Origin of the sequence: Oerskovia jenensis, assembly GCF_016907235.1 — a bacterium.
GTDB classification, from domain to species: Bacteria; Actinomycetota; Actinomycetes; order Actinomycetales; family Cellulomonadaceae; genus Oerskovia; species Oerskovia jenensis.
Map to the genome: position 1 here is coordinate 657,273 of NZ_JAFBBO010000001.1, position 25,957 is coordinate 683,229.

The following is a 25,957-nucleotide window of genomic DNA, read 5'->3' on the forward strand; positions in this document are numbered from 1 at the left end:
CGATCAGGAGCGGGGCGCAGCTCCCTCCGGGGCGCGCCGCGCCGCGGCCGTCGCGCGGGGCCGGCTCGCCGCCGCCCGGAGCACAGCGCGCACGCTCGCCCCCAGCACCGACTCGTCCCGGCCCACCGCCCACCCGACCGAGCCGTCGGCGGCGCGGTGCTCCAGGTAGGTCACGGCCCCCGCGTCGGCACCCGAGGTGACCGACTGCTGCGTCAGCCCCAGCACCTCGACCGGCATGCCCAGCCCGGCAAGGACCCGGGTGAGCGCGTCGACCGGCCCGGCCCCGGTGGCGGACCTCTCGACCCGTTCACCGTCCAGGGTCAGCACGACGTCCAGTCGCTCGCGGTCGCTGCCTGCCCCGGGCTGCGCCACGGACCAGGCGAGCGGCACGACCTGGCGCGCTCCGCCGTCGGGCAGGACGTACGCCGCCTCGAAGAGGCGCCACAGCTGCTCGGCCGTGACCTCTCCCCCGCTGTGGTCCGCGTGCGCCTGGACCCGGCGGGCGAAGTCGATCTGGAGCCGCCGCGGCAGCTCCAGGCCGTACGCGGACTCGAGCAGGTACGCGATGCCGCCCTTGCCGGACTGGCTGTTGACGCGCACCACCGCGTCGTACGAGCGCCCGACGTCGGCAGGGTCCACGGGCAGGTACGGCACCTTCCAGGGAGCGTCCGCGGGGTCGACGCCCGCGGCGCGCGCGTCCGCGCGGTGACGCGCGAACCCCTTGCGGATCGCGTCCTGGTGCGTCCCGGAGTAGGCCGTGTGCACGAGGTCGCCCGCATAGGGGTGGCGCTCGTGCACACCGATGCCGTTGCAGTCCACGACCGTGCGGCGGATCTCGTCGATGTCGGCGAAGTCGATCATGGGGTCCACGCCCTGCGCGTGCAGGTTGAGGCCCAGGGTCACCAGGTCGACGTTCCCGGTGCGCTCGCCGTTGCCGAACAGGCACCCCTCGACGCGCTGCGCACCCGCGAGGACCGCGAGCTCGGCGCACGCGACTCCCGTCCCACGGTCGTTGTGGGGGTGGACCGACAGGATCACCGCGTCGCGCCGGTCGAGGTGCCGGTGCATGTACTCGATCTGGTCGGCGTACACGTTGGGGGTCGCGACCTCGACCGTCGCCGGGAGGTTGAGGATCACGGGCCGCTCCGCGGTGGCGTCCCACAGGGTCGTCATGCGCGCGCAGACCTCGAGCACGTAGTCGGGCTCGGTGAGGTTGAAGACCTCGGGCGAGAACTCGAAGCGGACGCGAGGGTCGTCCCCCGCGTGCCGCAGGACCTCGGTGCCGGCGGCGGCGACCAGGTCCGAGAGCTCGGCCCGGTCCTTGCCCAGCACGACATCGCGCCAGGTCGGCGCGGTCGCGGTGTACAGGTGCACCACGACGGGGTTACGCAGGCCGCGGACCGACTCGAACGTCCGGGCGATCAGGTCCGCCCGCGCCGCGGTGAAGACCACGATCGTCACGTGCTCGGGCGCCAGGTCCGTCTCGGCGAGCAGGCGGACGAAGTCGAAGTCGGTCTGCGAGGCGGACGGGTAGCCGACCTCGATCTCGGTGTACCCCATCGCGACGAGCAGCTCGAAGGAGCGCCGCTTGCGGGCGGGGTCCATGGGCTCGGTCAGGGCCTGGTTGCCGTCGCGCAGGTCGACGGGCACCCACAGCGGTGCCGCGGTGAGGCGGTTGCCGGGCCACCGGCGGTCCGTGAGCGGGACGTCGACGCGCGAGAACACGTCCTGGTAGCGGTGCGAGGGCATGCGCGAGGCGCGCTGGCGGTTCCAGGCGGGCTGGCCGGGGGCTCGCGCGCCGTCAGGGGTGCGCAGCGTGGGGAAGGGGCTGGTGGTCATGGTCGTCTGGCTCCGGGGGGCGGGCCGCGCGGTGCACGGCAGGCGTCGTCCGACCGGCGCACGGCAGACCCCCACGGCGGGGAGCCGGTCGGCTCAGGCCCCGCCGCGGCGACCAAGAAGGAGTGCGCTCCACGACATGAGCGGTACGCTATCCGCGATCAAGTCCTCAGACAACCTGAGAGGTTGGCTCCCATGCCCACGCTCCGCCGGCTCCCCCTCGCCGACCAGGCGGCCGAGCTCATGCTCGACCGCGTCCGCACCGGCAGGTGGCCGCTCGACCACCGGCTCCCGGGCGAGCAGACCCTCGCGGCCGAGCTCGGCGTCGGACGCTCGACCGTGCGCGAGGCCATCCGTCAGCTCGCGGGCAAGGGCGTGCTCGAGAGCCGGCAGGGCTCGGGCGTCTACGTCGTCCGGGCCGAGGCGAGCGAGGACTGGGAGGAGGTCCTGCGGCGCGGCGAGGTCGTCGACGTGCTCGAGGTCCGCGGCGCCCTGGAGACCGAGGCCGCCCGGCTCGCCGCGACCCGCCGCACCCCTGCCGACCTCCGCGCCATGGCCGCGGCGCTCGCGGGTCGAGGCACGGTGCCCGCGACCGCGAGCGCCCAGGAGTACGTCGACGCCGACCTGGTCTTCCACCGTGCGGTCGTCGACGCCGCGCACAACGCGGTGCTGACCGACCTGTTCGCCACGTTCGTCCCCCGGCTGCGTCGGGCGATGGTCGACATGATCGAGCTCGACGGCGCGGGCGAGCGCCACCGGCACGACCAGGACGCCCACGAGGCGATCCTCGACGCCGTCCGGGACCGCGACGCCGACGGAGCCGCCGCGACGAGCCGCCGGCACCTCGACGCCGTCCACGCGAAGGTCACCCGTGCGCGCTGACCCCGCCTCTCCCGTCCCCTCGCCCACGACCCCCGCTCCCCGGCTCCTCGTCCCCGGCTCCCCCGGGACGCCCCTGACGGCCGCCGCCACCTAGGCTGACCCCATGCGCGCGATCCAGGCACTCCAGGCAGGTGGCCCCGACGTCCTCGAGCTCGTCGAGCTCCCGACCCCCGTCCCCGGGCCCGGCGAGCTCCTCGTCGACGTCGCGGCGGCCGGCGTCAACTTCATCGACACCTACCGTCGGGCAGGGGTCTACGCGATGGAGTACCCGCACGTGGTCGGGACCGAGGGCGCCGGCGTCGTCGCGGCGGTCGGCCCGGGCGTCGTGGACTTCGAGCCCGGCGACCACGTCGCGTGGACCGACGCGCACGGGTCGTACGCCGAGCAGGTGGTCGTCCCCGCGGACGTCGCGATCCCGGTCCCGGAGTCGGTCGACCTGCGCGTCGCGGCGGCCGTCGGCCTGCAGGGGCTCACGGCCCACTACCTCGTGACCTCGACGTACCCGGTCCAGCCCGGCGACGACGTCCTGCTGCACGCGGGGGCCGGCGGCGTCGGGCTGCTCGCGACCCAGCTCGCGGTGCGCCGCGGCGCGCGGGTCATCACGACCGTCTCGACCGAGGCCAAGGCCGAGCTGTCGCGCGCGGCCGGAGCCTCCGACGTCGTGAACTACGCCGAGCTCGACGACCTCACGACCGAGCTGCCCGCGATCGTGCGCGACCTCACGGGCGGTCGCGGCGTCGCCGTCGTCTACGACTCGGTCGGCAAGGACACGTTCGAGGCGTCGCTCGCGTCGTTGCGCCGCCGCGGCATGCTCGTGCTGTTCGGCGGGTCCTCGGGCCAGGTGCCGCCGTTCGACCTGCAGCGCCTCAACACGGGCGGTTCGCTGTTCGCGACGCGCCCCACGCTCGGCGACTACACCGCGACGCGCGCCGAGCTCCTCGACCGGGCGAGCGAGGTGTACGCGCTCGTCGCCTCGGGGGACCTCGACGTGCGCGTGGGCGCGACGTTCCCGCTCGCGCGCGCCGCCGACGCGCACCGCGCCCTGGAGGGGCGCGCGACGACCGGCAAGGTGCTGCTCGTCCCGGGCACCGGCGCCGGCACCGACGCAGCCGCCGACGCAGCCACCGGGCCGGCCACGGATCCCGCCCCGTGAGCTGGGACTGGGTCCCGCCACGACCCGGCGAGGACGAACCCGCCCGGCGATCCGACCGCCGCCTGCGCCTGGCGCTGACGGTCCTCCTGGTCCTCTTCACGGGCGTGCTCGCGGTGTACTACCTGACCGTCGGGCTCGACCAGATGCGCACGCAGTGCCTGGCCGACCGTCCCGCGGGCGTCTCGACCAGCGAGGTCACCACGACGTGGCGCTGGTGGCCGCCGGGGTACGACTGCGGGTACCCGGCGGACGGCGCGCAGAGCGCGTAGCGATCCCCGCGCCGAGAAGTGAGTTCTCGCCCCGGTTCGAGCCCGGTCCGGGGCGTCTGCTCACTTCTCGGCGGGAGCTCGGTGCGCAGCGAGGGGCGGCGCCGGCCAGGTCGGCCGGGTCAGCCCCTGCTCGAAGAACAGGTACTCGTGCATCGAGGACAGCTCGAACGCGCGCAGCATGCGCTCGCGCTCCGCGGGCGAGGCCCAGCGCGCGGCCTCGTCGGCGAACGAGCACGCGGTGCGCGTCGCCTCGGCGAAGGCCGGGTCGCCGTAGAGCGAGATCCACCGTGCGTAGGGATGGCCGTCGAGGTCTCCTGCCCGGCGCACCAGGACGTCGCCGATGTGCGAGTAGAGCCAGTAGCACGGCAGCAGGGCCGCGACCGTCTCCGCGTAGGACCCGTTCGACGCCGCGTGCAGGTGGTTGGTGTAGGCGGCCGTCACGGGGGACGGGTCGACGCCCTCGACCGCACCCCGGTCCATCCCCGCGTGCTCGCCCAGCCAGTCGCGGTGCAGCGCCTGCTCGACCTCGAGCGAGGTGACCGCAGCCCCCGCGAAGAACTGACGCGCCTCGGGCGTGGGCGCGAACCGGCTCGCCCGCGACAGCACGCGCGAGTACTCGGCGAGGTACGCGGCGTCCTGCGCGAGGTAGAACCCGAAGTCCTCGGCGGCGAGGCTCCCGTCCGCGAGCGCCCGCACGAACCCCATGCTCTCGACGGCCTCGCGCCACCCCTCGATCCGGTCCCAGGCCTCCTCGGAGAACGTCCGCAGCCCGAGCGTGGGCAGGTGCGCCAGGTGGTCGACAGGGCCGCGGCCCGTGCCCACCGCGAGCGCTCCCCCGGCCCGCAGCGCGCCGGTCAGCCAGGTCTTCGCGTCGCGCGTCGCGCTCTCCCAGCCGTCCCGCCGGGGTCGCAGCGCGGCGACCGCTGCCGACAGCGAGCACCCGGTGCCGTGGGTGTGCACGGTGTCGACGCGGGGCGCCGAGAAGGTCGTGACGTCGTCGGGCCCGCGAGCGCCCACCAGGGCGTCGGGTGACTCCTCCCCGGTGAGGTGACCGCCCTTCAGGAGCACGACGGCGCCGCTCGCCACGTGCAGGCGCCTCGCCTGGGCGAGGGCGTCGGGCCAGGTGGTCGCGGCCTGCTCGCCCACGAGGACGGCGAGCTCGGGGAGGTTGGGCGTCACGAGGTCGGCGAGCGCGACCAGCTCGCGCACGGCCTGCTCGGCCCCCTCGTCGAGCAGGCGGTGCCCGCTCGTGGCGACCATGACGGGGTCGAGCACCACGAACGGCGGCTTCGCGCGCCCGAGCCACGCGGCGATCGCGCGCGCGTTGGGCTCGTCGGCGACCATGCCGATCTTCACGGCGTCGATCACCACGTCGTCCGAGACCGCGTCGAGCTGCTCGGCGAGGAAGTCCGCGCCGGGGACGTGCACGGTCCGGACGCCGTGCGTGTTCTGCGCGACCAGGGCGGTCGTGACCGCCATGCCGTACGCGCCGTGCGCCGCGAACGCCTTGAGGTCGGCCTGGATCCCGGCGCCACCGGTCGGGTCGGTGCCCGCGATCGACAGGACGCGGGGACGGGAGGGCTCGGCCCTCCGCGACGCGCCGTGCTCGTCCGCGACCACGGCGTCCGCCGCAGGCGTGCGGGCAGGTGCGGGCAGGACAGGTGTGGTGGCAGCAAGCGACATTGCCGACATCCCTTCGCTAGTGCTAGCTAGATCAGGTTCGACGGGTGTGATCTCAGCCCGGCTCGTGGGAGCGGGCACCCCGTGTCTTCGCAGGGAACTCTAGCGGGCGGACGGCCGGCCCGCGGGCAGGAGGTCGCCACGTGGCACCGGCACGGTCGCCTCGTCCGTCGACGCGGTCAGGGGGACGTCGGGGTCCCGGTCGACACGACACTGATCCGCGACGTCGACACGTACCTCTCGAGACACGTCACGACCCGCTCCAGGTCGGCACGGGTGGCATCGGGAACCAGTCCGAACGACGTCCCGACCGGCGGCATGATCGCCGGGGTCAGGGCGTAGTCGACGGCCGGATCCGCCGCGCACTCCCCGTCGCCCTCCGACGGCCCCTCGACTTGGACGACCCACGGCCCCTCGGCGGGTGCGGCCGCAGGGCCGACCCCGCCGAGCGCGGCCCCGAGCGCGAGCGAGCCGCACGACACGGCCAGGACTCCGACGAGCAGTGCCGTACGGCGGGACATGGCGGTCACCTCGGTGGTCGTCGTCGACGGGGGGAGCAGGTGGGGCAGGTCGGGCCACCACCGTAGCGGACCTGCCGAGAAGAGGCCGTGCGGCGAGCACCCTATGCTCGCCGCATGGTCCGCTGCTCCCACTCCCCCGCGCGTCGGTCGCACGGCTCCGCCGCGCGATGACCGCCGACCTGGTCTCCCGGCTTCTCGACCCGGACCCCGAGGTCCACGAGGACGCAGTCGACGACGCCGCCGCGCGGGCCATGGACGACGATCAGGGCGCCGTCGACGCCCTGCGTGACGTCGTGCTGCACTTCGAGCAGTTCCCGATCGGCACGTTCGAGCGGACTCTCAACCGCCTCTACGCCTTCGCCGACGCCTCGCTCGAACCGTCGATGATGCGGGCCGTCGATGCAGGCGTGTCAGCCACCTGGTACCTCGTGGCGGCCTGCGGGCGCGCTGGGTTCCGGGGAGCCGTACCCAGCGCCGTCGCGCTCCTGGGCTCGCCTGTCACCTCCGAGCGGGTCGTCGCGTGCGAGACGCTCGGCGCCCTCGACGCTCACGAGGCCGTACCGGACCTCGTCGCGCGGCTCGGCGACCCCGAGCACGTCGTGCGGGAGGCCGCGGCCCTCGCGCTGGTCGGCATCGGGGGCACGGACGCCGTCGACGCGCTGCGCCGCGAGCGACCTCGCCCACGAGCGGCTGCTCCAGGTTGCCGCAGACCCGACGGAGGAGACCGCGGCCATCGCGAACCGCAGCACGGTCGCGAGCGCGGCCCGCAAGGCCCTCACGACCTGGCAGCGCGTGCGCCGCGTCCGCGCAGGTACACCGAGCGCGCACGACGACCCCCTGTGATGCTGAGGGCACGATCAGCACCCGTGGGAGGCAGCATGCGCGTCACGACGGCCGACATCCAGCGGATGACCACGGCGTTGTTCATCTCCGAGGGGCCGACGGCGAGGTCCCGCCAGGCCACGTTCTGGACCCTGCTGATCCTCGCGGCCGTCATCGCGTCGGCGGGCGTCGCGGCCGACAGCACGGCCACCGTGATCGGCGCCATGATCGTCGCGCCCCTCATGACGCCCATCGTCGGGACGGCGCTCGCGATCGTCCTCAACGACCATCGGAACCTGACCTCGTCGGCGCTCCTGGTCGTCGCGGGCGCCGCCGGGGTGGTCGCGACCGGCTACCTCGTGGGCCTGTTCGTCCCGATCGAGATCGTCGCGGCGACCAACAGCCAGGTCGCAGGCCGTGTCACGCCGCAGCTCATCGACCTGCTCGCGGCGCTCGCGACCGGGGCCGTCGGGGCGTTCGCCCTGGTGCGGGCCGACGTGTCGGACGCGCTGCCCGGCGTCGCGATCGCGATCTCGCTCGTCCCGCCGCTCGCGGTCGTCGGCCTCACGCTCGAGTCGGGCGCCCCGGACCAGGCCCTGGGAGCTCTGCTGCTGTTCGCGACCAACGTCGCCGCGATCATCGCGACCGGGACGCTCGTCTTCCTGCTGTTCCAGGTCCGCACGGCCGCGGGCGAGGCCGAGAGGTTCGTGGGGCCGCTGCGCGGCGCGAGCCTCGTCACGGTCGCGGCGGCGCTGCTCGTCGTGGCGGTACCGCTCAGCGCGATCAGCCAGCACGTCCTGCGGCAGAACGCCGACAAGATCGCCGCGGCCCCCGTCGCCGCGGCGTGGGCCGAGCAGGAGCAGTGGACGGTCACCGGGATCTCCTTCAGCGGGTCCGTCCTGAGGATCGAGGCGATCGGCCCGGCCCCCGAGGCGGACCCCGGCACCCTGCGCACGGCCCTCGACGAGGCCGGGCTCGCGGACGTCGACGTCGACGTCACGCTCGTCATCGGCGGGACGCGGCGGCTGCCCGCGTCCGAGTGACCGAGGGGTCGACGCGAGCCTCCGGTTGAGCCGGAGCGCGTGGGGGCGGATGCTGGGGGCGACCGTCCGGTCCAGCCACGAGGAGGTCGGCCATGCACCCGACGCACGACGTCTCGCCCCACGAGAGCGCACGTACCGCCCGTCCCGCGCTCACGTCACCACGAGCCCGGCGCATCGCCCTCGCCGCAGCCCTGGTCGTCGGGGCGCTCGCGCTCGCGGCCTGCGCCCCGGGTCCCAATCCCGACGTCGGTACGCCCACCGCGGACGGCAGCCCGGCCGGGTTCTGGCTCGGCCTGTGGCAGGGCATCATCGTGCCCGTGACCTTCGTGGTCTCGCTGTTCACGGACACCGTGAACATCTACGAGGTCCACAACAACGGGAACTGGTACGACTTCGGCTTCGTGCTCGGGCTGGGGCTGTTCGTGGGCGGTCCGTTCGGTGCCTCGCGGGGGCGCCGCAACCACTGACGATGAGTTCCGGCCCGGTCCCGAGTCTGCCCTCGTGACCGCAGGAGCGCGCCGCGCGTCCCTGCCCGAGCCCGCACGGAGGACATCATGACGACACTGCCCGAGGACGTGACCACGCCCCCGACCGGCCGCCCGCCCGTCGTCGACCTGGCCACCTGGGAGGCCACCCGGGACGAGCTCCTGGTCCGCGAGAAGGCGCACACCCACGAGGGGGACGCCATCGCGGCAGCCCGTCGCAGGCTGCCCATGGTGAGGATCGACGGCACCGTGGAGGTCGTCGGCCCCGACGGGCCGGTCCCGTTCGTGGACCTGTTCCAGGGGCGCGACGAGCTCGTGATCTACCAGCACATGTGGCACGACGGCGCGCCGCACCAAGGGCAGTGCGAGGGCTGCACCTGGACTGCCTGGAACCTCAAGGACGCCGTCTACCTCAACGCACGCGGCGTCTCGTTCGCCCTCGTGACGACCGGGGCGTGGGACGAGGTCGCCCCGTACGTCGAGTTCATGGGCTACACCCAGCCCTGGTACTCGGTGCGCGACCTCGACGCGCCCGTGGGCGGCGAGATGGGGTACCTCTCGTGCTTCCTGCGCGACGGCGACGACGTGTTCCTCACCTACCGCACGACGGGCCGCGGCACCGAGCCGACCAACCCGGCCTTCGCCCTGCTCGACATGACGCCCTACGGCCGTGGCGAGACCTGGGAGACACGGCCGGAGGGGTGGCCCGAGGGGCGTGACCCGGGCTGGTTCTGGCGCTCGGACGCGGACGGCGTCGCCGGCTGGAGCGAGACCACCCGTCCCGTGCCGCAGTGGACCCGGCCGGGGGCCACCGCCGTGGAGACCCTCGGCCGCCGCGGTCACCACCACTGATCGTCGGACGGCGCGAGATCAGCGCGCCGGAAGCGCTCCCGGCATGGGGTCGTCGTCGCCGAAGCGCGTCACGCGCAACCGGCGCGCCTCGGGGCCCGGCACGCCCTCCGCGCCCTGGGAGCCGACCGTGGCTGCGGCCCGCAGCGACGCCGGCGAGTCGTGCGTGACCCGCACGAACGTCCCCGACCACGCGTCGAGCTCGCCGGCCGCGATCGCGACGATCATCTCGACCGTGCGCTCCACGGGCGTCCACTCGGTGCGCCCCACGTGCATGTCCATCGACGCGGTCAGGTCGGTCTGCACCACGCCTGGCGAGACCTCGAACGTCCGCAGGCCACGGGCATGGCCCGACAGGTGCAGGTTCGACCCGAGGCGCAGCAGCGCCGTCTTGCTCGCGTTGTAGGCGGTCGCGCCGTTCATGTCGTGCGAGCCGGCACCAGAGTTGAGGTCGACGACCCGTCCCCCACCCCGCGCGAGCATCCCGGGGACCAGCGCCCGCGCGAGCAGGAACGGCCCGCGCACGTTGGTCTCCATGACGGACCACCACTCGTCCGGGTCGGCCTCCCACAGCGGCACCTCGGCGTCGATACGCCCGGCGTTGTTGACCAGGAGGTCGATCCCGCCCAGCTCGGCCTCGGCCCGCGCGACGGCCGCATCCACGGCGGCGGGGTCACCCACGTCCGCGACCAGGCCCACGGAGCGGCGACCCAGGGCGCGGACCTGCGCGACGACGTCGTCCACGCGGGACGCGTCCCGGCCCAGGACCGCGACGTCGAGGCCCGCACGGGCGAGACCCAGCACGACCGCGCGGCCGATCCCGCGCGCACCACCCGTGACGAGGGCGGTGCGCGCGGGGGCCACGGTGGTGACGTCAGCCACGAAGCTCGGCCCCGACCTTCTCGTGCGCCGCGGCGACCGCAGCAGCCCGCACGGCCGCGGAGTCCTCCGCGGTGAGCGTGCGGTCGGTGCCACGCAGGCGCAGCGAGAACGCGAGCGACTTCTTGCCCTCACCGACCTGGGGGCCGGTGTAGACGTCGAACAGCGCGAGCTCCTCGAGCAGGTCCCCCGCGCCTTCCTCGATCGCGGCGCGCACGGCCGCGGCCGGCACGGAGGCGTCGACGACGAGCGCCAGGTCCTCCTTGGCGAGCGGGAACGACGAGACGGGCTCCGCCTGGACGGGCTGCCCCGGGGCGGCGGCGATCAGCGCGTCGAGGTCGACCTCGAACGCCACGGTCCGCGCGGGCAGGCCGAGCGTCTCGAGCACCTTGGGGTGCAGCTCGCCCGCGTGCCCGACGACGGTCCCGTCCGACAGCTCGAGCCTCGCGGTCCGGCCCGGGTGCCAGGGCGCGTGGTCGTGGTCGGCGACCACGCTCACGCGAGCCCCGACGCGCTCGGCCACGAGCCGGGCGGCGGCCAGGGCGTCGGTCCAGTCGGCCGCTCGACCCGCACCCCACCAGCCCGAGGCCACGCGCTGACCGGTCAGGACGCCCGCGACCCGGCGAGGCTGCGGCGGCACCGCGGCCTGCAGCGTCTCGAGGTCCTGCTCGCTCGGGCGGACGCCGCCCGGGAGCTGCGGGGCTGCCGGTGCGCCGGGCACGGGGCGCGTCACGAGACCGATCTCGAAGATCGCGAGGTCCGCGTTGCCGCGCCCTACGTTGCGCTTGAGCGTGCCGAGCAGCGTCGTCAGCAGGTTCGTGCGCATCTCGGGGTGGTCGTCCGCGAGCGGGTTGACGAGCCGCAGCGCTCGGCGACGGTCGTCGTCCGCGGGCAGGCGCAGGTCGTCGTGCGACTGCGGGTTCACGAACGGGTAGCTGAGCGTCTCGACGAACCCGGCCTCTGCGAGGGCGCGCGCGACCGAACGACGCAGCTGCTGCGAGGTCGTGAGCCCCCGACCCGCCGGGGCGGGCGGCAGGATCGACGGGATCTTGTCGTAGCCGACGAGTCGGGCGATCTCCTCGACGAGCTCTGCGGCACCGGTCAGGTCGGGACGCCACGTCGGCGGCGTGACCTCGAGGGTCGTACCGCCGTCGAGGTCGCGGACCGTGCAGCCGATCTCGGCGAGCACGCCACGCACCTGCTCCGAGGTGTACGCGACCCCCACGAGGCGCTCGGCCTCGTGGATCGGGAAGACGATCGGGGTGGCGGGGGCGACCGTGTTGAGGTCGCTCACCGCGTCGTCCACCGTGCCGCCACCGAGCTCGACGAGCAGGTCGACCACGCGCTGGGCCGCGACGGGCGGCAACGCCGGGTCGGCGCCGCGCTCGAACCGCTTGGCCGCCTCGGAGGGCAGCTTGTGACGGCGTGCCGAACGGGCCACGGTGATCGGGTCGAAGTGCGCGGCCTCGACCAGGACGTCGGTCGTGGTCTCGCCGACCTCGCTCGACGCCCCGCCCATGACGCCCGCGATCCCGAGCACGCGCGAGCCGCGCGCCCCCTCGGGCGAGTCGGTGATGAGCAGGTCCTCGACGTCGAGGCGGCGCTCGACCGCGTCGAGCGTCGTGAGCCGCTCCCCCGGCGCCGCGCGGCGCACGACGATCGGCCCCGCGACCTTGGCGAGGTCGTAGGCGTGCAGGGGCTGACCGAGGTCGAGCATGACGTAGTTCGTGATGTCGACCGCGAGCGAGATGGGGCGCATGCCCGCCTGGGTCAGGCGGCGCTGCATCCACGCCGGGGTCGGCGCCTGCGGGTCGATGCCGCGCACGATCCGCGTGACGAAGCGGTCGCAACCGGTCACGCCGTGGATCGGGGCGTCGTCCTCGACCTCGACCGGGAAGCCGTCGGGGGTCACGCCGGGCAGGTCGCCCGTGGGGAGCCCGCGGTCCGTGAAGGCCGCGCCCGTCGAGTGCGAGAACTCGCGGGCCACGCCGCGGTAGGAGAAGCAGTACCCGCGGTCCGGGGTGACGTTGATCTCGAGGACCTCGTCACCCAGCCCCAGGAGCTCGAGCGCGTCGGTGCCGGGAGTCGTGTCGTAGCCGGTCTCCGGGGAGTACCCGTAGCGGTCGAGCACGATGATGCCGTCGTGGTCCTGCCCCAGCCCCAGCTCCTTGGCCGAGCAGATCATGCCGTCCGAGACGTGGCCGTAGGTCTTGCGGCTCGCGATGGGGAAGGGTCCGGGCAGCACGGCGCCGGGCAGCGCGACCACGACGCGGTCCCCCGGGCCGAAGTTGTGCGCGCCGCAGATGATGCCGCGCGGGGTCCCGCCCTCGGCGACGGGGACGCCGTCGACGTTGTGCGCCCCGACGTCGACCTGGCACCAGTTGATGACCTTGCCGTTCTTCTGCTCCTCGGGCTGGACCGAGACGACCTGGCCCACGACGAGCGGGCCCGTGACGGACGACCCGTGGATCGCCTCCTCCTCCAGGCCCACCTTCACGAGCGCGGCGGCCAGCGTCTCGGCCGTCAGGTCGGCCGGCAGCTCGACGTGCTCGCCGAGCCAGTCGATGACGATGTTCGGCATCAGATCCCCATTCCGAACTGGGTCGAGAAGCGGACGTCGCCCTCCACCATGTCGTGCATGTCAGCAATTCCGTGGCGCAGCATGAGCGTGCGCTCGATGCCCATGCCGAACGCGAAGCCCGAGTAGACCTCGGGGTCGATCCCGGCGGAGCGCAGGACGTTCGGGTTGACCATGCCGCAGCCACCCCACTCGATCCAGCCGGCCCCGCCCTTCTTCTGGGGGAACCACAGGTCCATCTCGGCGCTGGGCTCGGTGAAGGGGAAGAACGACGGGCGCAGGCGCGTGCGGGCCTCGGGACCGAACATCGCCTTGGCGAAGTGGTCGAGCGTGCCGAGCAGGTGCGCCATCGTCAGGCCCTTGTCGACCGCGAGGCCCTCGACCTGGTGGAAGACGGGCGTGTGCGTCGCGTCGAGCTCGTCGGTGCGGAAGACCTTGCCGGGGCACGCGATGTACACGGGCAGCTCGCGCTCGAGGAGCGTACGGGCCTGCACGGGCGACGTGTGCGTGCGCAGCACGAGGTTCGACGGCTCGCCGGGCTCGCCGTCGGGTCCCGTGGGGGCCTGGAGGAAGAACGTGTCCTGCATCTGACGGGCCGGGTGGTCGGGGCCGAAGTTGAGCGCGTCGAAGTTGAACCACTCGGCCTCGATCTCCGGGCCCTCCGCGATCTCCCAGCCCATGGCCGTGAAGAAGTCGGCGGCGCGCTCCTGGAGCGTCTCGAGCGGGTGACGGGCACCGGCGGGTGCGCGGTCCACGGGGAGCGTCACGTCGACGGACTCCTCGACCAGGACACGCTCGTCGCGCTCGGCCTCGAGGACCTGGGTGCGTGCGGCGAGCGCCTGGTTGAGGCGGCCGCGGATCGGACCGAGCAGCTTTCCGGCCGCTGCCTTGTCGGCGGGCGCAAGCTGGCCGATCTGGCGGTTGGCGAGCGCGAGGGCGCTGCGGTCGCCGGTGTGCTCGAGGCGTACGGTCTTGAGCTCGTCGAGGTCGCGGGCGGCCTCGACGGCGGCGAGGGCCGCGGAGAGGACGGCCTCGAGCGCGGGGCCGTCGAGCGGCGAGGGCGCGGCGGGCTGGACCGGATCAGGGGTGGACATGCGTGCCTTCCTGGCGGGATCGGGACCGGACGCGCAGAGGTCACCTCGCGCGTCCAACTGAAGATTCTAGAGCGCCCGCCGGGGCACGACCGGTCGATCCGAGGCCACCGAGCGGCGTCCTGTGGTCGACGTGCGCAGCGTCAGCCGCGCGGCCCTCGAGCGGGCCACGTAAATCGGCGATCATCGCGCTGCATGCCCTCATGGTCCCACACCGTCGTATCGCGGGCGTGGGTGATGGCCCGGCGTCCCGGGCGGACCACCCGGCGGCTCGGCGGGTCGAGCGGTCGCCTCAGCGGTGCTCGCCGAGACCGAACGTCCGGAGGACCTCGTACAGCGGACCGCCGCTGCGCCCCGCCCCGGGGGTCGACTCGACGAGACAGAGCTCGGTCGCAGTGAACCGTGGACCCTCGTACACGGCGAGGGCGTGCGCGAGCTCGGCCAGTCCTGGGCCGGTTGGCTGCGGGTCGGTCCGGCGACGGCCCGTCCTGCGCGGACCGGAGGCACGCGCCACGGTCAGGTGGGCGCGCTGGCGGGGCCTGCGGTCGAGCCGCAGCCCGACGTCGGAGGCCGCCTCCGCGGTCCCGGCGCTCAGACGTCGCAGGGCTTCCGCGTCGCCGCCCACGCCCGCGAACAGGATGCGGTCCTCGAACGTCCCGGCACCACGAAGGTGCAGCGACAACGGTTCCGTCGACCGGGCGACCTCGTCGAGGACCCCGGCCAGGTCGTCCGCCGCCCCCTCGGCGACCTCGCCGAAGAACGCGACCGTGAGGTGCATGAGGTCGCGGGGGGTCCAGCGCAGCGAGGGCCGTCCGTCGTCGAGAGCGACCGCGCCGAGCGCGGAGAGCGCGAGGCCCAGGTGGTCGAGAGCCTCGTCCGAGGGGTACAGGGCCGCGAAGAGTCGCGCCGACCGTCCCCTCACAGGGTCCCGTCCGCGCCACCGGTCGGGGCGGACGCACCGGCGCGACGCGGGCGGTGCGCCCGGCTCGACGCGTACAGGCAGACCGTGGCGGCCGTCGCGAGGTTGAGCGACTCGGCCTGCCCGCGGATCGGGACGCTCACGACCGCGTCGGCGAGCTCGCGGTCCTCCGACGGCAGCCCCCACGCCTCGTTCCCGAAGACCCACGCCGTGGGGCGGGCGAGATCGGGCGTGCCGGCCGGCGCGGCACCCGCGACGTCGAGCAGGTCGTCGAGGTCGTGGTCACCGGTCCCGTCAGCGGCCAGGGTCACCAGACCGGCCGCACGCAGCGCGTGGACCGTCTCGGCGAGGGTCACGCCCGTCACGACCGGGACGTGGAAGAGCGAGCCCGCCGTGGAGCGCACGACCTTCGGGTTGTGCACGTCGACGCTCTCGCCCGCGAGCACGACCAGGTCGGCGCCGGCGGCGTCCGCAGCACGGATCACGGTGCCCGCGTTGCCGGGGTCGCGGACGGTCGCGAGGACCGCGACGAGCCGCGGCGAACCCGAGACCGCGTCGTCGAGCGTGAGCTCCTGGGCCCGGACGACCGCGAGGATGCCCTGCGCGTCGGTGCTCATGGCCTCGAACGCGTCGGGCGTCGTGAGGTGGACGCGCAGGTTTCGACCGAGGGCGTCGTCGACGATCTCCGCGTGCCGCTCGGCCGCGGACGACGTCACGTAGACGTCGCGCACCAGGTGTGCGGCATGCCTGACAGCCTCGCGCACCCCCTGCGGGCCCTCGACGAGGAACTGCTGGTGGCGCAGACGCGCCGGACGCCCGGACAGTGCCCGCACCGCCTTGACCCGGTCGCTCCGAGGGTTCGAGACCTCGGGGACACGATGGGAGAACGGTACGGGGCGACCTGAGGACAGATCGTTCACTGTGCGGGCGTCCGGTGGGAAGAGTCGCTGCTCGATGATCAGGCAGCAGCCTTCGGGGCGTTCACGTCGGCAGGCAGAGCGTCCTTCGCAGCCTGGACGAGCGCGTTGAAGACCGTGACGTCGTTGACCGCGAGGTCAGCGAGGACGCGACGGTCGACCTCGATGCCAGCGGCCTTGAGGCCCTGGATGAGGCGGTTGTACGTCAGGCCCTGCGCGCGGGACGCAGCGTTGATGCGCTGGATCCACAGACGACGGAAGTCGCCCTTACGCGCCTTGCGGTCGCGGTAGGAGTAGACGAGGGAGTGGGTGACCTGCTCCTTCGCCTTCCGGTAGAGACGCGAACGCTGGCCGCGGTAACCCGCAGCGCGCTCGAGAGTTGTACGACGCTTCTTCTGGGCGTTGACCGCCCGCTTCACGCGTGCCACGTGATGCTCCTTGCAGTTCGGGGCTCAGGTAGGGACTCAGCGGTGATCAGCGCCAGAGGCGCGATCACCAGGCAGATCACTTACCGAGCAGCTTCTTGATCTTCTTGACGTCAGCGGGGGCGACGACCTGGTCAGCAGACAGGCGACGCGTGCGAGTGCTCGACTTGTGCTCGAGCAGGTGGCGCTTGTTGGCCTGCTCGCGCATGACCTTGCCGCTGCCAGTGATGCGGAACCGCTTCTTGGCGCCGGAGTGCGTCTTGTTCTTCGGCATGGCTGCCGTTTCTCCTTTGTCTGGTCGAGATCCCGGGAGGGACCCGACGTGTTCGGGCCGTGGCCGGTGGGCCTGGCTCGGTGTCAGTTGGTCAGCTGGGCTTGCCGCTGGGCTTCGGCTTGGAGGCCGAGCTCGGCTTGGGCGCCGGGGGACGCGGAGCCGGGGGCTTCGGCATGGCAGCCGGCTTGGGCACCGCGACGGGCTTGGGAGCCACCGCGGGCTTGGGCGTGGCGGCCGGCGCTGCCGGAGCAGCGGCCTGGGGCGCGGGAGCCTTGGGGGCCGACGTGCGCGGAGCAGCTGCCTTGGGCGCTGCCGCACGGGCGGGAGCGGCCTTCGGTGCGGCGGCCGGAGCAGCAGCGGGGGCCGGGGCGGGCTCCGGGGCGGCGGCAGCCTTGACGGCGGCAGCGGCCTCGGCGGACGCGACCATCTCCGCTGCTTCCGCGACCTGCACCTCGAAGGGCACGTCATCGCCGTCTGCCGGCGCCTCGGAGACCTCGACCGGAGCGGGTCGCTCGGACTTCGCCGACTGCGGGTCGGCCTCCTGGGCACGACGACGCTGCTCGCTCTTGGCTTCGGCCTTCTTCTTGACCGGGCCGAGCACCATGATCATGTTGCGCCCGTCCTGCTTCGGCATGCTCTCGATGAAGCCGAGCTCGGAGACGTCGTCCGCCAGACGCTGGAGGAGGCGCACACCCATCTCGGGGCGCGACTGCTCACGGCCACGGAACATGATCATGACCTTGACCTTGTCGCCGGCGGCGAGGAAGCGCTCGACGTGGCCCTTCTTGGTGCCGTAGTCGTGCGGGTCGATCTTCAGACGGAAACGGATCTCCTTGAGGACCGTGTTCGCCTGGTTGCGGCGCGCCTCACGGGCCTTCATGTCCGACTCGTACTTGAACTTGCCGTAGTCCATGAGCTTGCACACCGGCGGGCGTGCGTCGGGGGCGACCTCCACCAGGTCGAGGTCAGCGTCCTGGGCAAGGCTCAGGGCGACCTCAATGCGGACGACGCCGACCTGCTCCCCACCTGGGCCGACAAGTCGGACCTCGGGGACACGGATCCGATCGTTGATGCGAGGCTCGCTGATGTGATGCTCCTAGGAAGTCGTCGGTAGACCACCAGGAACGGGAAAGGCCCCCGTCCCAGAGCGCAGGGAGGAGGCCATCGATCGGATCGTCGCGGGTGCGACGAACACACCGTCGCGCCACCGTGAAGAACGGCGACGCTCCGGACCGAGACCCGGCCTCTGTCGTGACGTTCGTCAGCGGTTGAAGCTCAGGTGGGATGGAATCCACTTTGCGCACCCGTAGTTCACCGGTCCAAGTGCCTGTCGGCGCCTCGACCAGAACCTACGGGTCGGTCAGCCACCAAGAATAGCACGCACCCGACGGGGCTCCGCCCGCCACGCACTCGCCTGGCGGCCGGCGGTCCGCTGGCCGCTGGCCGCTGGCCGCTGGCCGCTGGCCGCTGGCCGCTGGCCGCTGGCCGCTGGCCGCACGCTATCGGATCTCCGGGGCCCCTCCCGTTCCGCCGGTCGCATCGACCTGCCGACCCGTCGGCGACGATGACAACAACAACAACAACGGCAGGGCGAACACGGCCGCGAGACCATCGACCCACCCCGACACGCCACCTACTGGACACCCTCCATCAATGGAGCTCTTCCAGAATGTGTGGGAGAGTGAGGGCGTGCCCACCGAGAAGACGGTCCGCCCCGCGGATCACGAGACCGAGCTCCGCGACAGCGGGCTTCGGGTGACCGCAGCCCGGCTCGCGGTCCTCGACGTCGTCACCCGTCAGCAGCACGCGGACGCGGACGACGTCCTGCGCGCGACTCGCGAGGTGCTCGGGTCGGTCTCGGTGCAGGCCGTCTACGACGTGCTGAACGCTCTCACGGAGCACGGCCTGCTGCGCCGGATCGAACCAGCGGGCCACCCGGCGCGCTACGAGCGACGCCTGGGCGACAACCACCACCACGTCGTCTGTCGGTCGTGCGGCGCGGTCGCCGACATCGACTGCGCCGTCGGTCACGCACCGTGCCTGACCCCCAGCGGGAACAACGGCTTCACGATCGACACCGCCGAGGTCACCTACTGGGGCCTGTGCCCGAGCTGCGCGACCTGACCGTCGGCCGCCGTCGCCGCAGCGTCCCCTGACCAGCCCCGTACCTTCGGGGCGCCCCCGGACCCCCTCACCGCTCCTCGGAGCACCTGTCCCTACCGCCCTCTACCCACGAACAGGTCACGGGCCGCCGAGCCCACCTGAAGGAGAAGACGATGACGAACACCCCCTTCACCACGTCCCAGACGGGTACGCCCGTCCCGAGCGACGCCCATTCGCTGACCGCGGGCGCCGACGGCGCGACCGCGCTGCACGACCGCTACCTGGTCGAGAAGCTCGCGCAGTTCAACCGCGAGCGCATCCCGGAGCGCATCGTGCACGCCAAGGGCGGCGGCGCGTTCGGCGAGTTCGTCGTCACGGAGGACGTCTCGGCGTACACCCGCGCGGCCGTGTTCCAGCCGGGCGCGCGCACCGAGACGCTGCAGCGCTTCTCGAGCGTCGCGGGCGAGCAGGGCTCCCCCGACACCTGGCGCGACGTGCGCGGCTTCTCGGTGAAGTTCTACACGACCGAGGGCAACTACGACATCGTCGGCAACAACACCCCGGTCTTCTTCATCCGCGACGGCATCAAGTTCCCCGACTTCATCCACTCGCAGAAGCGCCTGCCGGGCTCGGGCCTGCGCGACGCCGACATGCAGTGGGACTTCTGGACCCTGTCCCCCGAGTCGGCGCACCAGGTCACCTACCTCATGGGCGACCGCGGCCTGCCGCGGTCGTGGCGCGAGATGCCGGGCTTCGGCTCGCACACCTACCAGTGGATCAACGCCGCGGGCGAGCGCTTCTGGGTCAAGTACCACTTCACGTCGAACCAGGGCAACGTCGAGATGGAGGGCTCGGAGGCCGAGCTCATCGCGGGCGCCGACGCCGACTACTACCGCCGCGACCTCTACGAGGCGATCGAGGCCGGCAGCTTCCCGTCCTGGGACGTGCACGTCCAGGTCATGCCGTACGAGGACGCCAAGACGTACCGCTTCAACCCGTTCGACCTGACGAAGGTCTGGCCGCACGCCGACTACCCGCTCATCAAGGTCGGGACGCACACGCTCAACCGCAACCCGCAGAACTTCTTCGCGGAGATCGAGCAGGCGGCGTTCTCGCCCGCGAACACGGTTCCGGGCATCGACATCAGCCCCGACAAGATGCTGATGGCCCGCGTCTTCTCCTACCCGGACGCGCAGCGCTACCGCGTGGGCACCAACTACAACCAGATCCCGGTCAACGCGCCGCACGCCGCACCGGTCCACAACTACTCGCAGGACGGCGCCCAGCGTCACGGGTTCAACGCGCCCACGACGCCCGTCTACGCGCCCAACAGCCTGGGCGGCCCCGTGGCCGACGAGGCGCGCGCGGGCGTCGGGTCCTGGGAGTCGGACGGTGAGCTGACGCGCGCCGCGGCGACGCTGCACGCGCAGGACGACGACTTCGGTCAGGCCGGCACGCTCTACCGCGAGGTCTTCGACGACGCGGCCAAGGCGCGCTTCCTCGAGACCATCACGGGGGCCGTCGGCGGCGTCCAGAGCCTGGCGATCCGTGAGCGCGCGATCCAGTACTGGACCAACGTCGACGCGAACCTCGGTGCCGCCCTGCGCAGCGCCCTCGAGGTCGCCCCGCTCGCGGCCGACGAGCCCGGCGTCACGTCGGAGCCCGCGCACTCCTGACACCCGCCCTCCGCCCGGCCAACGGTCGTCGGGCAGAGGCGAGGCGTCGTCACGCCCGGAGGCCGGGTCCGCTCAGCGGGCCCGGCCTCCGGGCTGTCGTGACCGCCGCCCGGCCACCACACCGCGCGGCGTCCGACCTGGCCGCTTGGCACACTCTTTGCCCTCCGCGTCCTGCCCGACGCCGGAGCGCGCCGTCACCCCCCGTCGCACCCCGCGTCCGGCCGCCCGGGCGCCCCCGCACGGGTCCCGATCGCGCGTTCCCTCTGGAAGGATGAGCACATGACTACCGAGAACGACCCCATCGCCCAGGACGCCACCCGGGACATCGCCGACGTCGCGGCCGTCGAGGTCATCACCTCCGCCGCCGTCCACCTCATGAGCGCCGCCGCCGTCAAGTGCGGCCTCGCCGACGACGCGGCCGAGAAGGGGCACCTGGACCTCGACGAGGCACGCAAGCTCATCAACGCCCTGGCCGCCCTCGTGACGGCCTCGGCCCCCGACATCGGCAACCAGCACGCCCGGTCGCTCCGCGACGGTCTGCGCTCGCTCCAGCTCGCGTTCCGCGAGGCCTCGATCTACCCCGACGCCCTGGGCGAGGGCCCGGGCGAGAAGTACACGGGCGCGGTCAGTTGAGCATCCCGCCGGGCGGGCAGCCCACGCCCCCTCCCCCGCCGTCGAGCGCGCACCGGGGCGACGGCGTCGTGCCCCCGCCCGGCGGAGCTCCCGACCCGCTGCCGGCCGCTCCCCCGGCGTTCCCGCCGAGCCCTGCTCCTACGCTCCCGCCCAGCCCTGCTCCCTCGCTCCCGCCCAGCCCTGCCCCGCAGACCCAGGCCTACCTCGCCGCCGCGGACAGGACCGGACCGGAGACCGGACCCGCACGAACCCGGACCGGGCGGGGCAGGACGGTCGCGATCCTCGTGCTCGCCGCGGCGCTGGTCGTCGCGCTGGGGCTCGCGGCGTACCTCCTGGTCACGACCCTGAGCTGGCAGGACCGCAGCGCGCAGTGGGAGGAGGAGTCCCGCGAGCTCGGCCGGCAGGTCGCCCAGCTCGACGCCGACCTCGACGGTGCGAACGCCGAGCTCGAGTCCGCGCGCTCCCAGCTCACGACGGCCCAGGAGCGCATCACCGCGCTCGCGAACGAGAAGGCCCAGCTGGGCGACGAGAACGTGGCCTCGCAGCAGTACCTCGACTACCAGGCCCGCATCTCCGAGGCCGCCGGCACGGTCGCCGCGGCCCTCGGCCAGTGCACCACGGCCCAGGACGAGCTCATCGGCTACCTCAACAACCGGGACGCGTACAACCCCGACGACCTCGCGCGCTTCGCGACCCAGGTCGACGACCTGTGCAACGCCGCGACGGCGGCCAACACCGAGCTGCAGAAGGAGCTCGAGAAGTGAGGCGCGCACCACACCCCGGTCGCCGGTCGTCCGCCCGCCCGGCGACCGTGGCCCTCACCGCGGTGCTCGTCGCGGCCCTCGCAGCGGGGTGCGGGGTCCTGCCCGGGCTCCCCGAGCCCATGCCGACCTCGGTCGTCCCCAGCGTGGCACCACAGGTCGACCCCGTCGGGTCGGAGAACCTCTCCCCCGACGGCTTCGACGCGGTCAAGCGCATGGCGGTCCGCATCCGCAACGTCGGGTGCTCGTCGCTCTCGACCGGATCGGGCTTCGCGCTCGACGACCGCACGCTCATCACCAACAAGCACGTGGTCGAGGGGTCGAAGTCCCTCCAGGTCCTCACGTACGACGGCCGCGACATCCAGGTCGAGACGGCGAGCGCTGCCGGGCTCGCCGACCTCGCGATCGTCCGCACGAGCGACGACCTCCCCTCGGCGCCGACGCTCGCCGCCGCGGACCCCGCCCAGGGGGACACCGTGACGGTCGTCGGCTACCCCGAGGGCGGCCAGCTCACCGTGACGCAGGGCAAGGTCGTGGGGACCGCCACCGACCCCCTGCACGAGAACCTGGGCCAGGTCCTCGTGACCGACGCGCAGGTCGAGCCCGGCAGCTCGGGCTCGGCCGCGCTCAACGAGGCCGGCGAGGTGATCGGCGTGGTCTACGCGAAGTCGACCGACGCGTCGCTCCTCGTGCCCGTCTCGACGCTGCGTTCGATGCTCGACGACTCGTCAGCCTTCGCGACCCTGCCGCCCTGCTCGTAGGCTGCGAGGCATGAGCAGCGACAGCAGCAAGGACGCGGCCGGTCGGCCGGACCCCACCTTCGTCACCCGCGCGGCGAGCGACGTCTTCTCGGTGCGCAAGGTCTTCGGCGAGGCCTACGAGCGCGACGGGACCCTCGTGATCCCCGTGGCCAAGGTGTGGGGCGGCACCGGGACGGGCTACGGATACGGTGTCGGTGCGCTCGACGGTTCGGCGGGCTCCTCGACGGGCGACGCCGGACAGGGCACCGGTGAGGGCTCGGGCGAGGGTGCCGGGGGCGGCGGCGGCTACGGCGTGCACGTGCGCCCGGTCGGCGTCTACTCCGTGGGCCCCGACGGCACGCGCTGGCACCCGGCCCTCGACCTCAACCGGGTCATCCTGGGCGGCCAGGCCGTCGCCATGGTGGTCGCGCTCGTGGGCGGCTGGGTCCTGGGACGCCGTCGCCGCTGAACCGCCGCGCACGGGACGTGCGCACTGCGAGGTGCGCGGCGTCGTCGGGCCTCGCGGCGGTGCCCGACGACGTCACGCGAGCCGGTCAGTCCGCGCGACCGATGCGCAGCTCGAGCGAGTCGACGCGCTCCGAGACCAGCTCGCTGCCCGCGAGGGCAGCGTTGACCTGGGCCAGGACGGCGTCCAGGCCGCGCCGGTCGAGCCCCGAGTCGATCGAGAGCACGACCGCGACCTCGGCGCTGCGACCGGTCTCGGCGCGGACGGCAGCGACGTGCTCGATCCCCGAGACCGCTCCCGCGATCTCCGCCGCGACGTCCGCCGCGACCGTTCCGTCCGTGACCGCGGGCGCCCACTGCTTGCCCTGCGCGAGCGCCCAGACCGCAGGGCGCGGGACCAGGACCGTGACCGGTCCCGACGGGTCGAGCACCAGCAGCGACCAGTCCTCGCTCACCGCGGACAACGCGGCGCGGGGGGCGTCGACCGGGACCGGGCGCGCGTCGGGACGCCAGGCGGCCATGCTCGCGACGCTCGAGAACACGGGGAGCGCCCGCCGTCCGTCGGGCGCCTCGAGCGCGACGACGCCGGCCGAGGCCTCCTTGTCGACCTTCTGCCCGTGCTCCCCGACGCCCGACTTCTCGAGCTCGGCCAGGATGGGGATCAGCAGGCGTGTGCGGCCGAGCTGCGCGACGACCTCCGTGAGGCCGGCCGTCCCCTCCGAGAAGTCCGCGAGGACGCTCGTGAGGGCAGGGTCCGCCGAGCCGTCGTCGTCCGAGAAGCCCGAGGACGGGGGCAGCGCCTTGCCCGTCCCCGCGCCCGCCGGGCCCTTCGAGAACGGCGACGCGCCGTGCGCGTGCCCCGCGTGCGGGTCCCCCGAGTCCGCCGAGGCCGAGGCGTCCGCCGAGGGCGAGGTGGACGAGGTCGGCGAGGTCACGGACGACCTGCCACGTCGAGCGCCTGCGGCAGCGTGAAGGCACCCGCGTACAGCGCCTTGCCGACGATGGCTCCCTCGACCCCCTCGCCCACGAGCGCCCGCAGCGCCTCGAGGTCCGCGAGGCTCGAGATGCCGCCCGACGCGACGACGGGGGCGTCGGTGCGGGCAGCGACCTCACGCAGCAGGTCGATGTTCGGGCCGCGCAGCGTGCCGTCCTTGGTCACGTCGGTCACGACGTAGCGCGAGCAGCCGGCCGCGTCGAGTCGCGCGAGGACCTCCCACAGGTCCCCGCCCTCCTGCGTCCAGCCGCGGGCCGCGAGGGTCGTGCCGCGCACGTCGAGCCCGACCGCGATCGCGTCGCCGTGCTCGGCGATGACCTTGGCCGTCCACTCGGGGTTCTCGAGCGCCGCGGTGCCGAGGTTGACGCGCGAGCAGCCCGTCGCGAGCGCACGGGCCAGGGACTCGTCGTCCCGGATACCACCGGAGAGCTCGACCTTGACGTCGAGGCGCGCGACGACGTCGGCCAGGAGCTCGGCGTTCGAGCCGCGACCGAAGGCCGCGTCGAGGTCCACGAGGTGCACCCACTCGGCGCCACCGGCCTGCCAGTCGAGGGCCGCCGACAGCGGGTCGCCGTACGAGGTCTCCGAGCCGGCCTCGCCCTGGACGAGGCGGACCGCCTGCCCGGCGGCGACGTCGACGGCGGGCAGCAGGACGAGACGATCGGTCATGAGGAGGTCCTTCCGAGGGATGCACGAGGTGGGTGGGCACGGGCGCGGTGCGCGGGCGCCGGGTGACGCGGTCGAACGGTCGAGCAGCGGGTCGGGGCGGGCACCCTGCCCGCACGGGGGTCAGAGCGAACGGACCCAGTTCTCCAGGAGACGCGCGCCGGCGTCGCCGGACTTCTCCGGGTGGAACTGCGTCGCGGAGAGCGGGCCGTTCTCGACGGCCGCGACGAACGGGCCGCCGTGGTCCGACCACGTGACGAGCGGCGCGCGGAACGCCGGGCCCACGGGCTCGTCGACGCCGAGCGAGAAGCGGCGGGCCGCGTAGGAGTGGACGAAGTAGAACCGCTCGTCGGCGATCCCGTCGAACAGCACCGACCCGCCGGGGACCTCGACCGTGTCCCAGCCCATGTGCGGGACCACCGGAGCCTCGAGGCGGTCGACGATGCCGGGCCACTCGCCGAGCCCCTCGGTGAGGGTGCCGTGCTCGTCCCCCTCGTCGAACATGACCTGCATGCCGACGCAGATCCCGAGCACGGGGCGACCGCCCGCAAGACGCCGCTCGACGATCTGGTCGCCGCGCACGGCCTTGAGCCCCGCCATGACCGCGGCGAACGCGCCGACGCCGGGCACGACCAGGCCGTCGGCCTCCGACGCGCGCGCACGGTCCGCCGTGAGCTCGACCCGCGCACCGACGCGCTCAAGAGCGCGGACCGCCGAACGGACGTTGCCGAACCCGTAGTCGAGGACGACGACCGAGGGCCCCTCGCTCACTTCTTGCGCGCCTTGCGTGCGGTGGCCGTGAGCAGGCGCATGGCCTTCCAGCGCGAGATCCCCGAGCTGGGGACCACGCCCTGGAGGTCCGCGACGGTCGTGTGGCCCGTGACGAGGTCCTCGAGCTCCTCGGGGGCGCCCCCGAGGACCAGGCCGGGCGCAAGGGTGTCGCCCTCGACCCCGTCCTCCCAGCGCGTCGCGGTGAGCTGCTCGCCGCGACGTGTGAGCAGGATCAGGGGCACGCCCTTGACGAGCGTCGAGATCGCGGCCGCTGCCCGCTGCGGGGCCTCGCCCGACAGGTCGCGCAGGACGGCGAGCGCACCGATGCCCGTGGGCACGGCGTCGACCTCGATCTGCGCGATCGAGCACGCTGCCGCGAGCGGCTCGGCGCCCGCGATCTGGGTCACGAGGACCGCGACCTCGGGGTCGGAGGACGGGGTGAGCAGGCTCGAGATGTCGTCCGGGATCTCCAGGTCCAGCTCGGGCTCGTCGGCGGGGTTCTGCGGGGTGGTCATGTCGTCCGTC

The 25,957-nt window shown here is 73.5% G+C and carries 27 protein-coding genes and 1 riboswitch; of the genes, 12 read left to right on the forward strand and 15 right to left on the reverse strand.

Going from position 1 to position 25,957, the window contains the following annotated elements:
• Nucleotides 1-3 precede the first annotated feature (3 nt).
• Nucleotides 4-1,839: a 2-isopropylmalate synthase gene (locus JOD49_RS02985; protein ID WP_205305907.1), complete on the reverse strand. Its 1,836-nt coding sequence runs from the start codon at nucleotides 1,837-1,839 to the stop codon at nucleotides 4-6.
• A gap of 192 nt (nucleotides 1,840-2,031) precedes the next feature.
• On the opposite strand from JOD49_RS02985, the gene JOD49_RS02990 reads away from it, so the two are divergent.
• The 3 genes from JOD49_RS02990 (at nucleotide 2,032) to JOD49_RS03000 (ending at nucleotide 4,140) form a co-directional block, all read left to right on the forward strand.
• Nucleotides 2,032-2,718: a FadR/GntR family transcriptional regulator gene (locus JOD49_RS02990; protein WP_205305908.1), complete on the forward strand. Its 687-nt coding sequence runs from the start codon at nucleotides 2,032-2,034 to the stop codon at nucleotides 2,716-2,718.
• A gap of 103 nt (nucleotides 2,719-2,821) precedes the next feature.
• The gene (locus tag JOD49_RS02995; protein WP_205305909.1) at nucleotides 2,822-3,871 is read left to right on the forward strand and encodes a quinone oxidoreductase family protein; all 1,050 of its coding nucleotides are present in this window, start codon (nucleotides 2,822-2,824) and stop codon (nucleotides 3,869-3,871) included.
• Nucleotides 3,868-4,140, forward strand: coding sequence for a hypothetical protein (locus JOD49_RS03000; RefSeq protein ID WP_205305910.1), 273 nt, complete (start codon nucleotides 3,868-3,870; stop codon nucleotides 4,138-4,140). Before JOD49_RS02995 ends, JOD49_RS03000 begins: the two co-directional genes overlap by 4 nt.
• A 60-nt stretch (nucleotides 4,141-4,200) precedes the next feature.
• Here the strand turns inward: JOD49_RS03000 and thiD are convergent, their stop codons facing one another.
• Nucleotides 4,201-5,823, reverse strand: coding sequence for a bifunctional hydroxymethylpyrimidine kinase/phosphomethylpyrimidine kinase (gene thiD, locus JOD49_RS03005; RefSeq protein WP_205305911.1), 1,623 nt, complete (start codon nucleotides 5,821-5,823; stop codon nucleotides 4,201-4,203).
• Nucleotides 5,815-5,915: riboswitch (TPP riboswitch) on the reverse strand. It overlaps the preceding gene by 9 nt.
• An 84-nt stretch (nucleotides 5,916-5,999) precedes the next feature.
• The gene (locus JOD49_RS03010; protein WP_205305912.1) at nucleotides 6,000-6,341 is read right to left on the reverse strand and encodes a hypothetical protein; all 342 of its coding nucleotides are present in this window, start codon (nucleotides 6,339-6,341) and stop codon (nucleotides 6,000-6,002) included.
• A gap of 167 nt (nucleotides 6,342-6,508) precedes the next feature.
• On the opposite strand from JOD49_RS03010, the gene JOD49_RS03015 reads away from it, so the two are divergent.
• The 3 genes from JOD49_RS03015 to JOD49_RS03025 all read left to right on the forward strand — a co-directional run bounded on the left by JOD49_RS03015 (nucleotide 6,509) and on the right by JOD49_RS03025 (nucleotide 9,543).
• Nucleotides 6,509-8,206, forward strand: coding sequence for a DUF389 domain-containing protein (locus tag JOD49_RS03015; protein ID WP_205305913.1), 1,698 nt, complete (start codon nucleotides 6,509-6,511; stop codon nucleotides 8,204-8,206).
• 92 nt (nucleotides 8,207-8,298) lie between these two features.
• On the forward strand, nucleotides 8,299-8,673 hold the full coding sequence (locus JOD49_RS03020; protein WP_239525127.1) for a hypothetical protein: 375 nt from the start codon (nucleotides 8,299-8,301) through the stop codon (nucleotides 8,671-8,673).
• Nucleotides 8,674-8,760: 87 nt separating this feature from the next.
• Nucleotides 8,761-9,543 carry a DUF899 family protein gene (locus tag JOD49_RS03025; RefSeq protein ID WP_205305914.1) on the forward strand — a complete coding sequence of 261 codons (783 nt, stop codon included), beginning with the start codon at nucleotides 8,761-8,763 and terminating at the stop codon, nucleotides 9,541-9,543.
• Nucleotides 9,544-9,561: 18 nt separating this feature from the next.
• Here JOD49_RS03025 and JOD49_RS03030 read toward each other — a convergent pair whose 3' ends face one another.
• The 8 genes from JOD49_RS03030 to infC all read right to left on the reverse strand — a co-directional run bounded on the left by JOD49_RS03030 (nucleotide 9,562) and on the right by infC (nucleotide 17,710).
• Entirely contained in the window at nucleotides 9,562-10,422 is an 861-nt protein-coding gene (locus JOD49_RS03030; protein ID WP_205305915.1) for an SDR family NAD(P)-dependent oxidoreductase, read from the reverse strand.
• On the reverse strand, nucleotides 10,415-13,000 hold the full coding sequence (gene pheT, locus JOD49_RS03035) for a phenylalanine--tRNA ligase subunit beta (protein ID WP_205305916.1): 2,586 nt from the start codon (nucleotides 12,998-13,000) through the stop codon (nucleotides 10,415-10,417). Before pheT ends, JOD49_RS03030 begins: the two co-directional genes overlap by 8 nt.
• Entirely contained in the window at nucleotides 13,000-14,091 is a 1,092-nt protein-coding gene (gene pheS, locus JOD49_RS03040) for a phenylalanine--tRNA ligase subunit alpha (RefSeq protein ID WP_205305917.1), read from the reverse strand. Before pheS ends, pheT begins: the two co-directional genes overlap by 1 nt.
• A 289-nt stretch (nucleotides 14,092-14,380) precedes the next feature.
• Nucleotides 14,381-15,010 carry an RNA 2',3'-cyclic phosphodiesterase gene (gene thpR, locus JOD49_RS03045; RefSeq protein WP_205305918.1) on the reverse strand — a complete coding sequence of 210 codons (630 nt, stop codon included), beginning with the start codon at nucleotides 15,008-15,010 and terminating at the stop codon, nucleotides 14,381-14,383.
• The gene (locus tag JOD49_RS03050) at nucleotides 15,007-15,927 is read right to left on the reverse strand and encodes a TrmH family RNA methyltransferase (protein ID WP_307822342.1); all 921 of its coding nucleotides are present in this window, start codon (nucleotides 15,925-15,927) and stop codon (nucleotides 15,007-15,009) included. Before JOD49_RS03050 ends, thpR begins: the two co-directional genes overlap by 4 nt.
• 38 nt (nucleotides 15,928-15,965) lie before the next feature.
• Nucleotides 15,966-16,352, reverse strand: coding sequence for a 50S ribosomal protein L20 (gene rplT / locus JOD49_RS03055; protein WP_030150471.1), 387 nt, complete (start codon nucleotides 16,350-16,352; stop codon nucleotides 15,966-15,968).
• Between the two features lie 76 nt (nucleotides 16,353-16,428).
• Nucleotides 16,429-16,623, reverse strand: coding sequence for a 50S ribosomal protein L35 (rpmI, locus tag JOD49_RS03060; RefSeq protein WP_030150472.1), 195 nt, complete (start codon nucleotides 16,621-16,623; stop codon nucleotides 16,429-16,431).
• Nucleotides 16,624-16,714: 91 nt separating this feature from the next.
• Nucleotides 16,715-17,710, reverse strand: a complete 996-nt coding sequence (infC, locus tag JOD49_RS20655; protein WP_205308766.1) for a translation initiation factor IF-3 — start codon at nucleotides 17,708-17,710, stop codon at nucleotides 16,715-16,717.
• A gap of 602 nt (nucleotides 17,711-18,312) precedes the next feature.
• Between infC and JOD49_RS03070 the strand changes: the two genes are divergently transcribed.
• From JOD49_RS03070 to JOD49_RS03095, 6 genes are all read left to right on the forward strand, one after another.
• Nucleotides 18,313-18,747: a Fur family transcriptional regulator gene (locus tag JOD49_RS03070; protein ID WP_307822343.1), complete on the forward strand. Its 435-nt coding sequence runs from the start codon at nucleotides 18,313-18,315 to the stop codon at nucleotides 18,745-18,747.
• Between the two features lie 152 nt (nucleotides 18,748-18,899).
• Nucleotides 18,900-20,402, forward strand: a complete 1,503-nt coding sequence (locus tag JOD49_RS03075) for a catalase (RefSeq protein ID WP_205305920.1) — start codon at nucleotides 18,900-18,902, stop codon at nucleotides 20,400-20,402.
• A 279-nt stretch (nucleotides 20,403-20,681) separates the two neighbouring features.
• Nucleotides 20,682-21,035 carry a DUF1844 domain-containing protein gene (locus tag JOD49_RS03080; RefSeq protein WP_205305921.1) on the forward strand — a complete coding sequence of 118 codons (354 nt, stop codon included), beginning with the start codon at nucleotides 20,682-20,684 and terminating at the stop codon, nucleotides 21,033-21,035.
• Nucleotides 21,032-21,799 carry an efflux RND transporter periplasmic adaptor subunit gene (locus tag JOD49_RS19945; RefSeq protein WP_239525128.1) on the forward strand — a complete coding sequence of 256 codons (768 nt, stop codon included), beginning with the start codon at nucleotides 21,032-21,034 and terminating at the stop codon, nucleotides 21,797-21,799. Before JOD49_RS03080 ends, JOD49_RS19945 begins: the two co-directional genes overlap by 4 nt.
• Nucleotides 21,796-22,557, forward strand: coding sequence for a S1C family serine protease (locus JOD49_RS03090; RefSeq protein WP_307822344.1), 762 nt, complete (start codon nucleotides 21,796-21,798; stop codon nucleotides 22,555-22,557). Before JOD49_RS19945 ends, JOD49_RS03090 begins: the two co-directional genes overlap by 4 nt.
• Nucleotides 22,558-22,567: 10 nt before the next feature.
• Nucleotides 22,568-23,005, forward strand: a complete 438-nt coding sequence (locus JOD49_RS03095) for a hypothetical protein (protein ID WP_205305922.1) — start codon at nucleotides 22,568-22,570, stop codon at nucleotides 23,003-23,005.
• 85 nt (nucleotides 23,006-23,090) lie between these two features.
• Here the strand turns inward: JOD49_RS03095 and JOD49_RS03100 are convergent, their stop codons facing one another.
• From JOD49_RS03100 to JOD49_RS03115, 4 genes are all read right to left on the reverse strand, one after another.
• Nucleotides 23,091-23,936: an SseB family protein gene (locus JOD49_RS03100; RefSeq protein WP_372441194.1), complete on the reverse strand. Its 846-nt coding sequence runs from the start codon at nucleotides 23,934-23,936 to the stop codon at nucleotides 23,091-23,093.
• Entirely contained in the window at nucleotides 23,933-24,664 is a 732-nt protein-coding gene (gene priA, locus JOD49_RS03105; protein WP_205305923.1) for a bifunctional 1-(5-phosphoribosyl)-5-((5-phosphoribosylamino)methylideneamino)imidazole-4-carboxamide isomerase/phosphoribosylanthranilate isomerase PriA, read from the reverse strand. The genes JOD49_RS03100 and priA overlap by 4 nt, the downstream gene beginning before the upstream one ends.
• Nucleotides 24,665-24,784: 120 nt before the next feature.
• Complete coding sequence (hisH, locus tag JOD49_RS03110; RefSeq protein WP_205305924.1) at nucleotides 24,785-25,432, reverse strand: imidazole glycerol phosphate synthase subunit HisH; 648 nt, start codon at nucleotides 25,430-25,432, stop codon at nucleotides 24,785-24,787.
• Entirely contained in the window at nucleotides 25,429-25,947 is a 519-nt protein-coding gene (locus tag JOD49_RS03115; RefSeq protein ID WP_205305925.1) for a hypothetical protein, read from the reverse strand. Before JOD49_RS03115 ends, hisH begins: the two co-directional genes overlap by 4 nt.
• Between the last annotated feature and the right edge of the window lie 10 nt (nucleotides 25,948-25,957).

Bases quoted from the DNA above. Each gene is read 5' to 3' on its own strand.
- JOD49_RS02985 (WP_205305907.1), bottom strand. From the start codon at position 1,839: ATGACCACCAGCCCCTTCCCCACGCTGCGCACCCCTGACGGCGCGCGA.
- JOD49_RS02990 (WP_205305908.1), top strand. From the start codon at position 2,032: ATGCCCACGCTCCGCCGGCTCCCCCTCGCCGACCAGGCGGCCGAGCTC.
- JOD49_RS02995 (WP_205305909.1), top strand. From the start codon at position 2,822: ATGCGCGCGATCCAGGCACTCCAGGCAGGTGGCCCCGACGTCCTCGAG.
- thiD (WP_205305911.1), bottom strand. From the start codon at position 5,823: ATGTCGCTTGCTGCCACCACACCTGTCCTGCCCGCACCTGCCCGCACG.
- JOD49_RS03010 (WP_205305912.1), bottom strand. From the start codon at position 6,341: ATGTCCCGCCGTACGGCACTGCTCGTCGGAGTCCTGGCCGTGTCGTGC.
- JOD49_RS03015 (WP_205305913.1), top strand. From the start codon at position 6,509: ATGACCGCCGACCTGGTCTCCCGGCTTCTCGACCCGGACCCCGAGGTC.
- JOD49_RS03020 (WP_239525127.1), top strand. From the start codon at position 8,299: ATGCACCCGACGCACGACGTCTCGCCCCACGAGAGCGCACGTACCGCC.
- JOD49_RS03025 (WP_205305914.1), top strand. From the start codon at position 8,761: ATGACGACACTGCCCGAGGACGTGACCACGCCCCCGACCGGCCGCCCG.
- pheT (WP_205305916.1), bottom strand. From the start codon at position 13,000: ATGCCGAACATCGTCATCGACTGGCTCGGCGAGCACGTCGAGCTGCCG.
- pheS (WP_205305917.1), bottom strand. From the start codon at position 14,091: ATGTCCACCCCTGATCCGGTCCAGCCCGCCGCGCCCTCGCCGCTCGAC.
- rpmI (WP_030150472.1), bottom strand. From the start codon at position 16,623: ATGCCGAAGAACAAGACGCACTCCGGCGCCAAGAAGCGGTTCCGCATC.
- JOD49_RS03075 (WP_205305920.1), top strand. From the start codon at position 18,900: ATGACGAACACCCCCTTCACCACGTCCCAGACGGGTACGCCCGTCCCG.
- JOD49_RS03080 (WP_205305921.1), top strand. From the start codon at position 20,682: ATGACTACCGAGAACGACCCCATCGCCCAGGACGCCACCCGGGACATC.
- JOD49_RS03095 (WP_205305922.1), top strand. From the start codon at position 22,568: ATGAGCAGCGACAGCAGCAAGGACGCGGCCGGTCGGCCGGACCCCACC.
- priA (WP_205305923.1), bottom strand. From the start codon at position 24,664: ATGACCGATCGTCTCGTCCTGCTGCCCGCCGTCGACGTCGCCGCCGGG.
- JOD49_RS03115 (WP_205305925.1), bottom strand. From the start codon at position 25,947: ATGACCACCCCGCAGAACCCCGCCGACGAGCCCGAGCTGGACCTGGAG.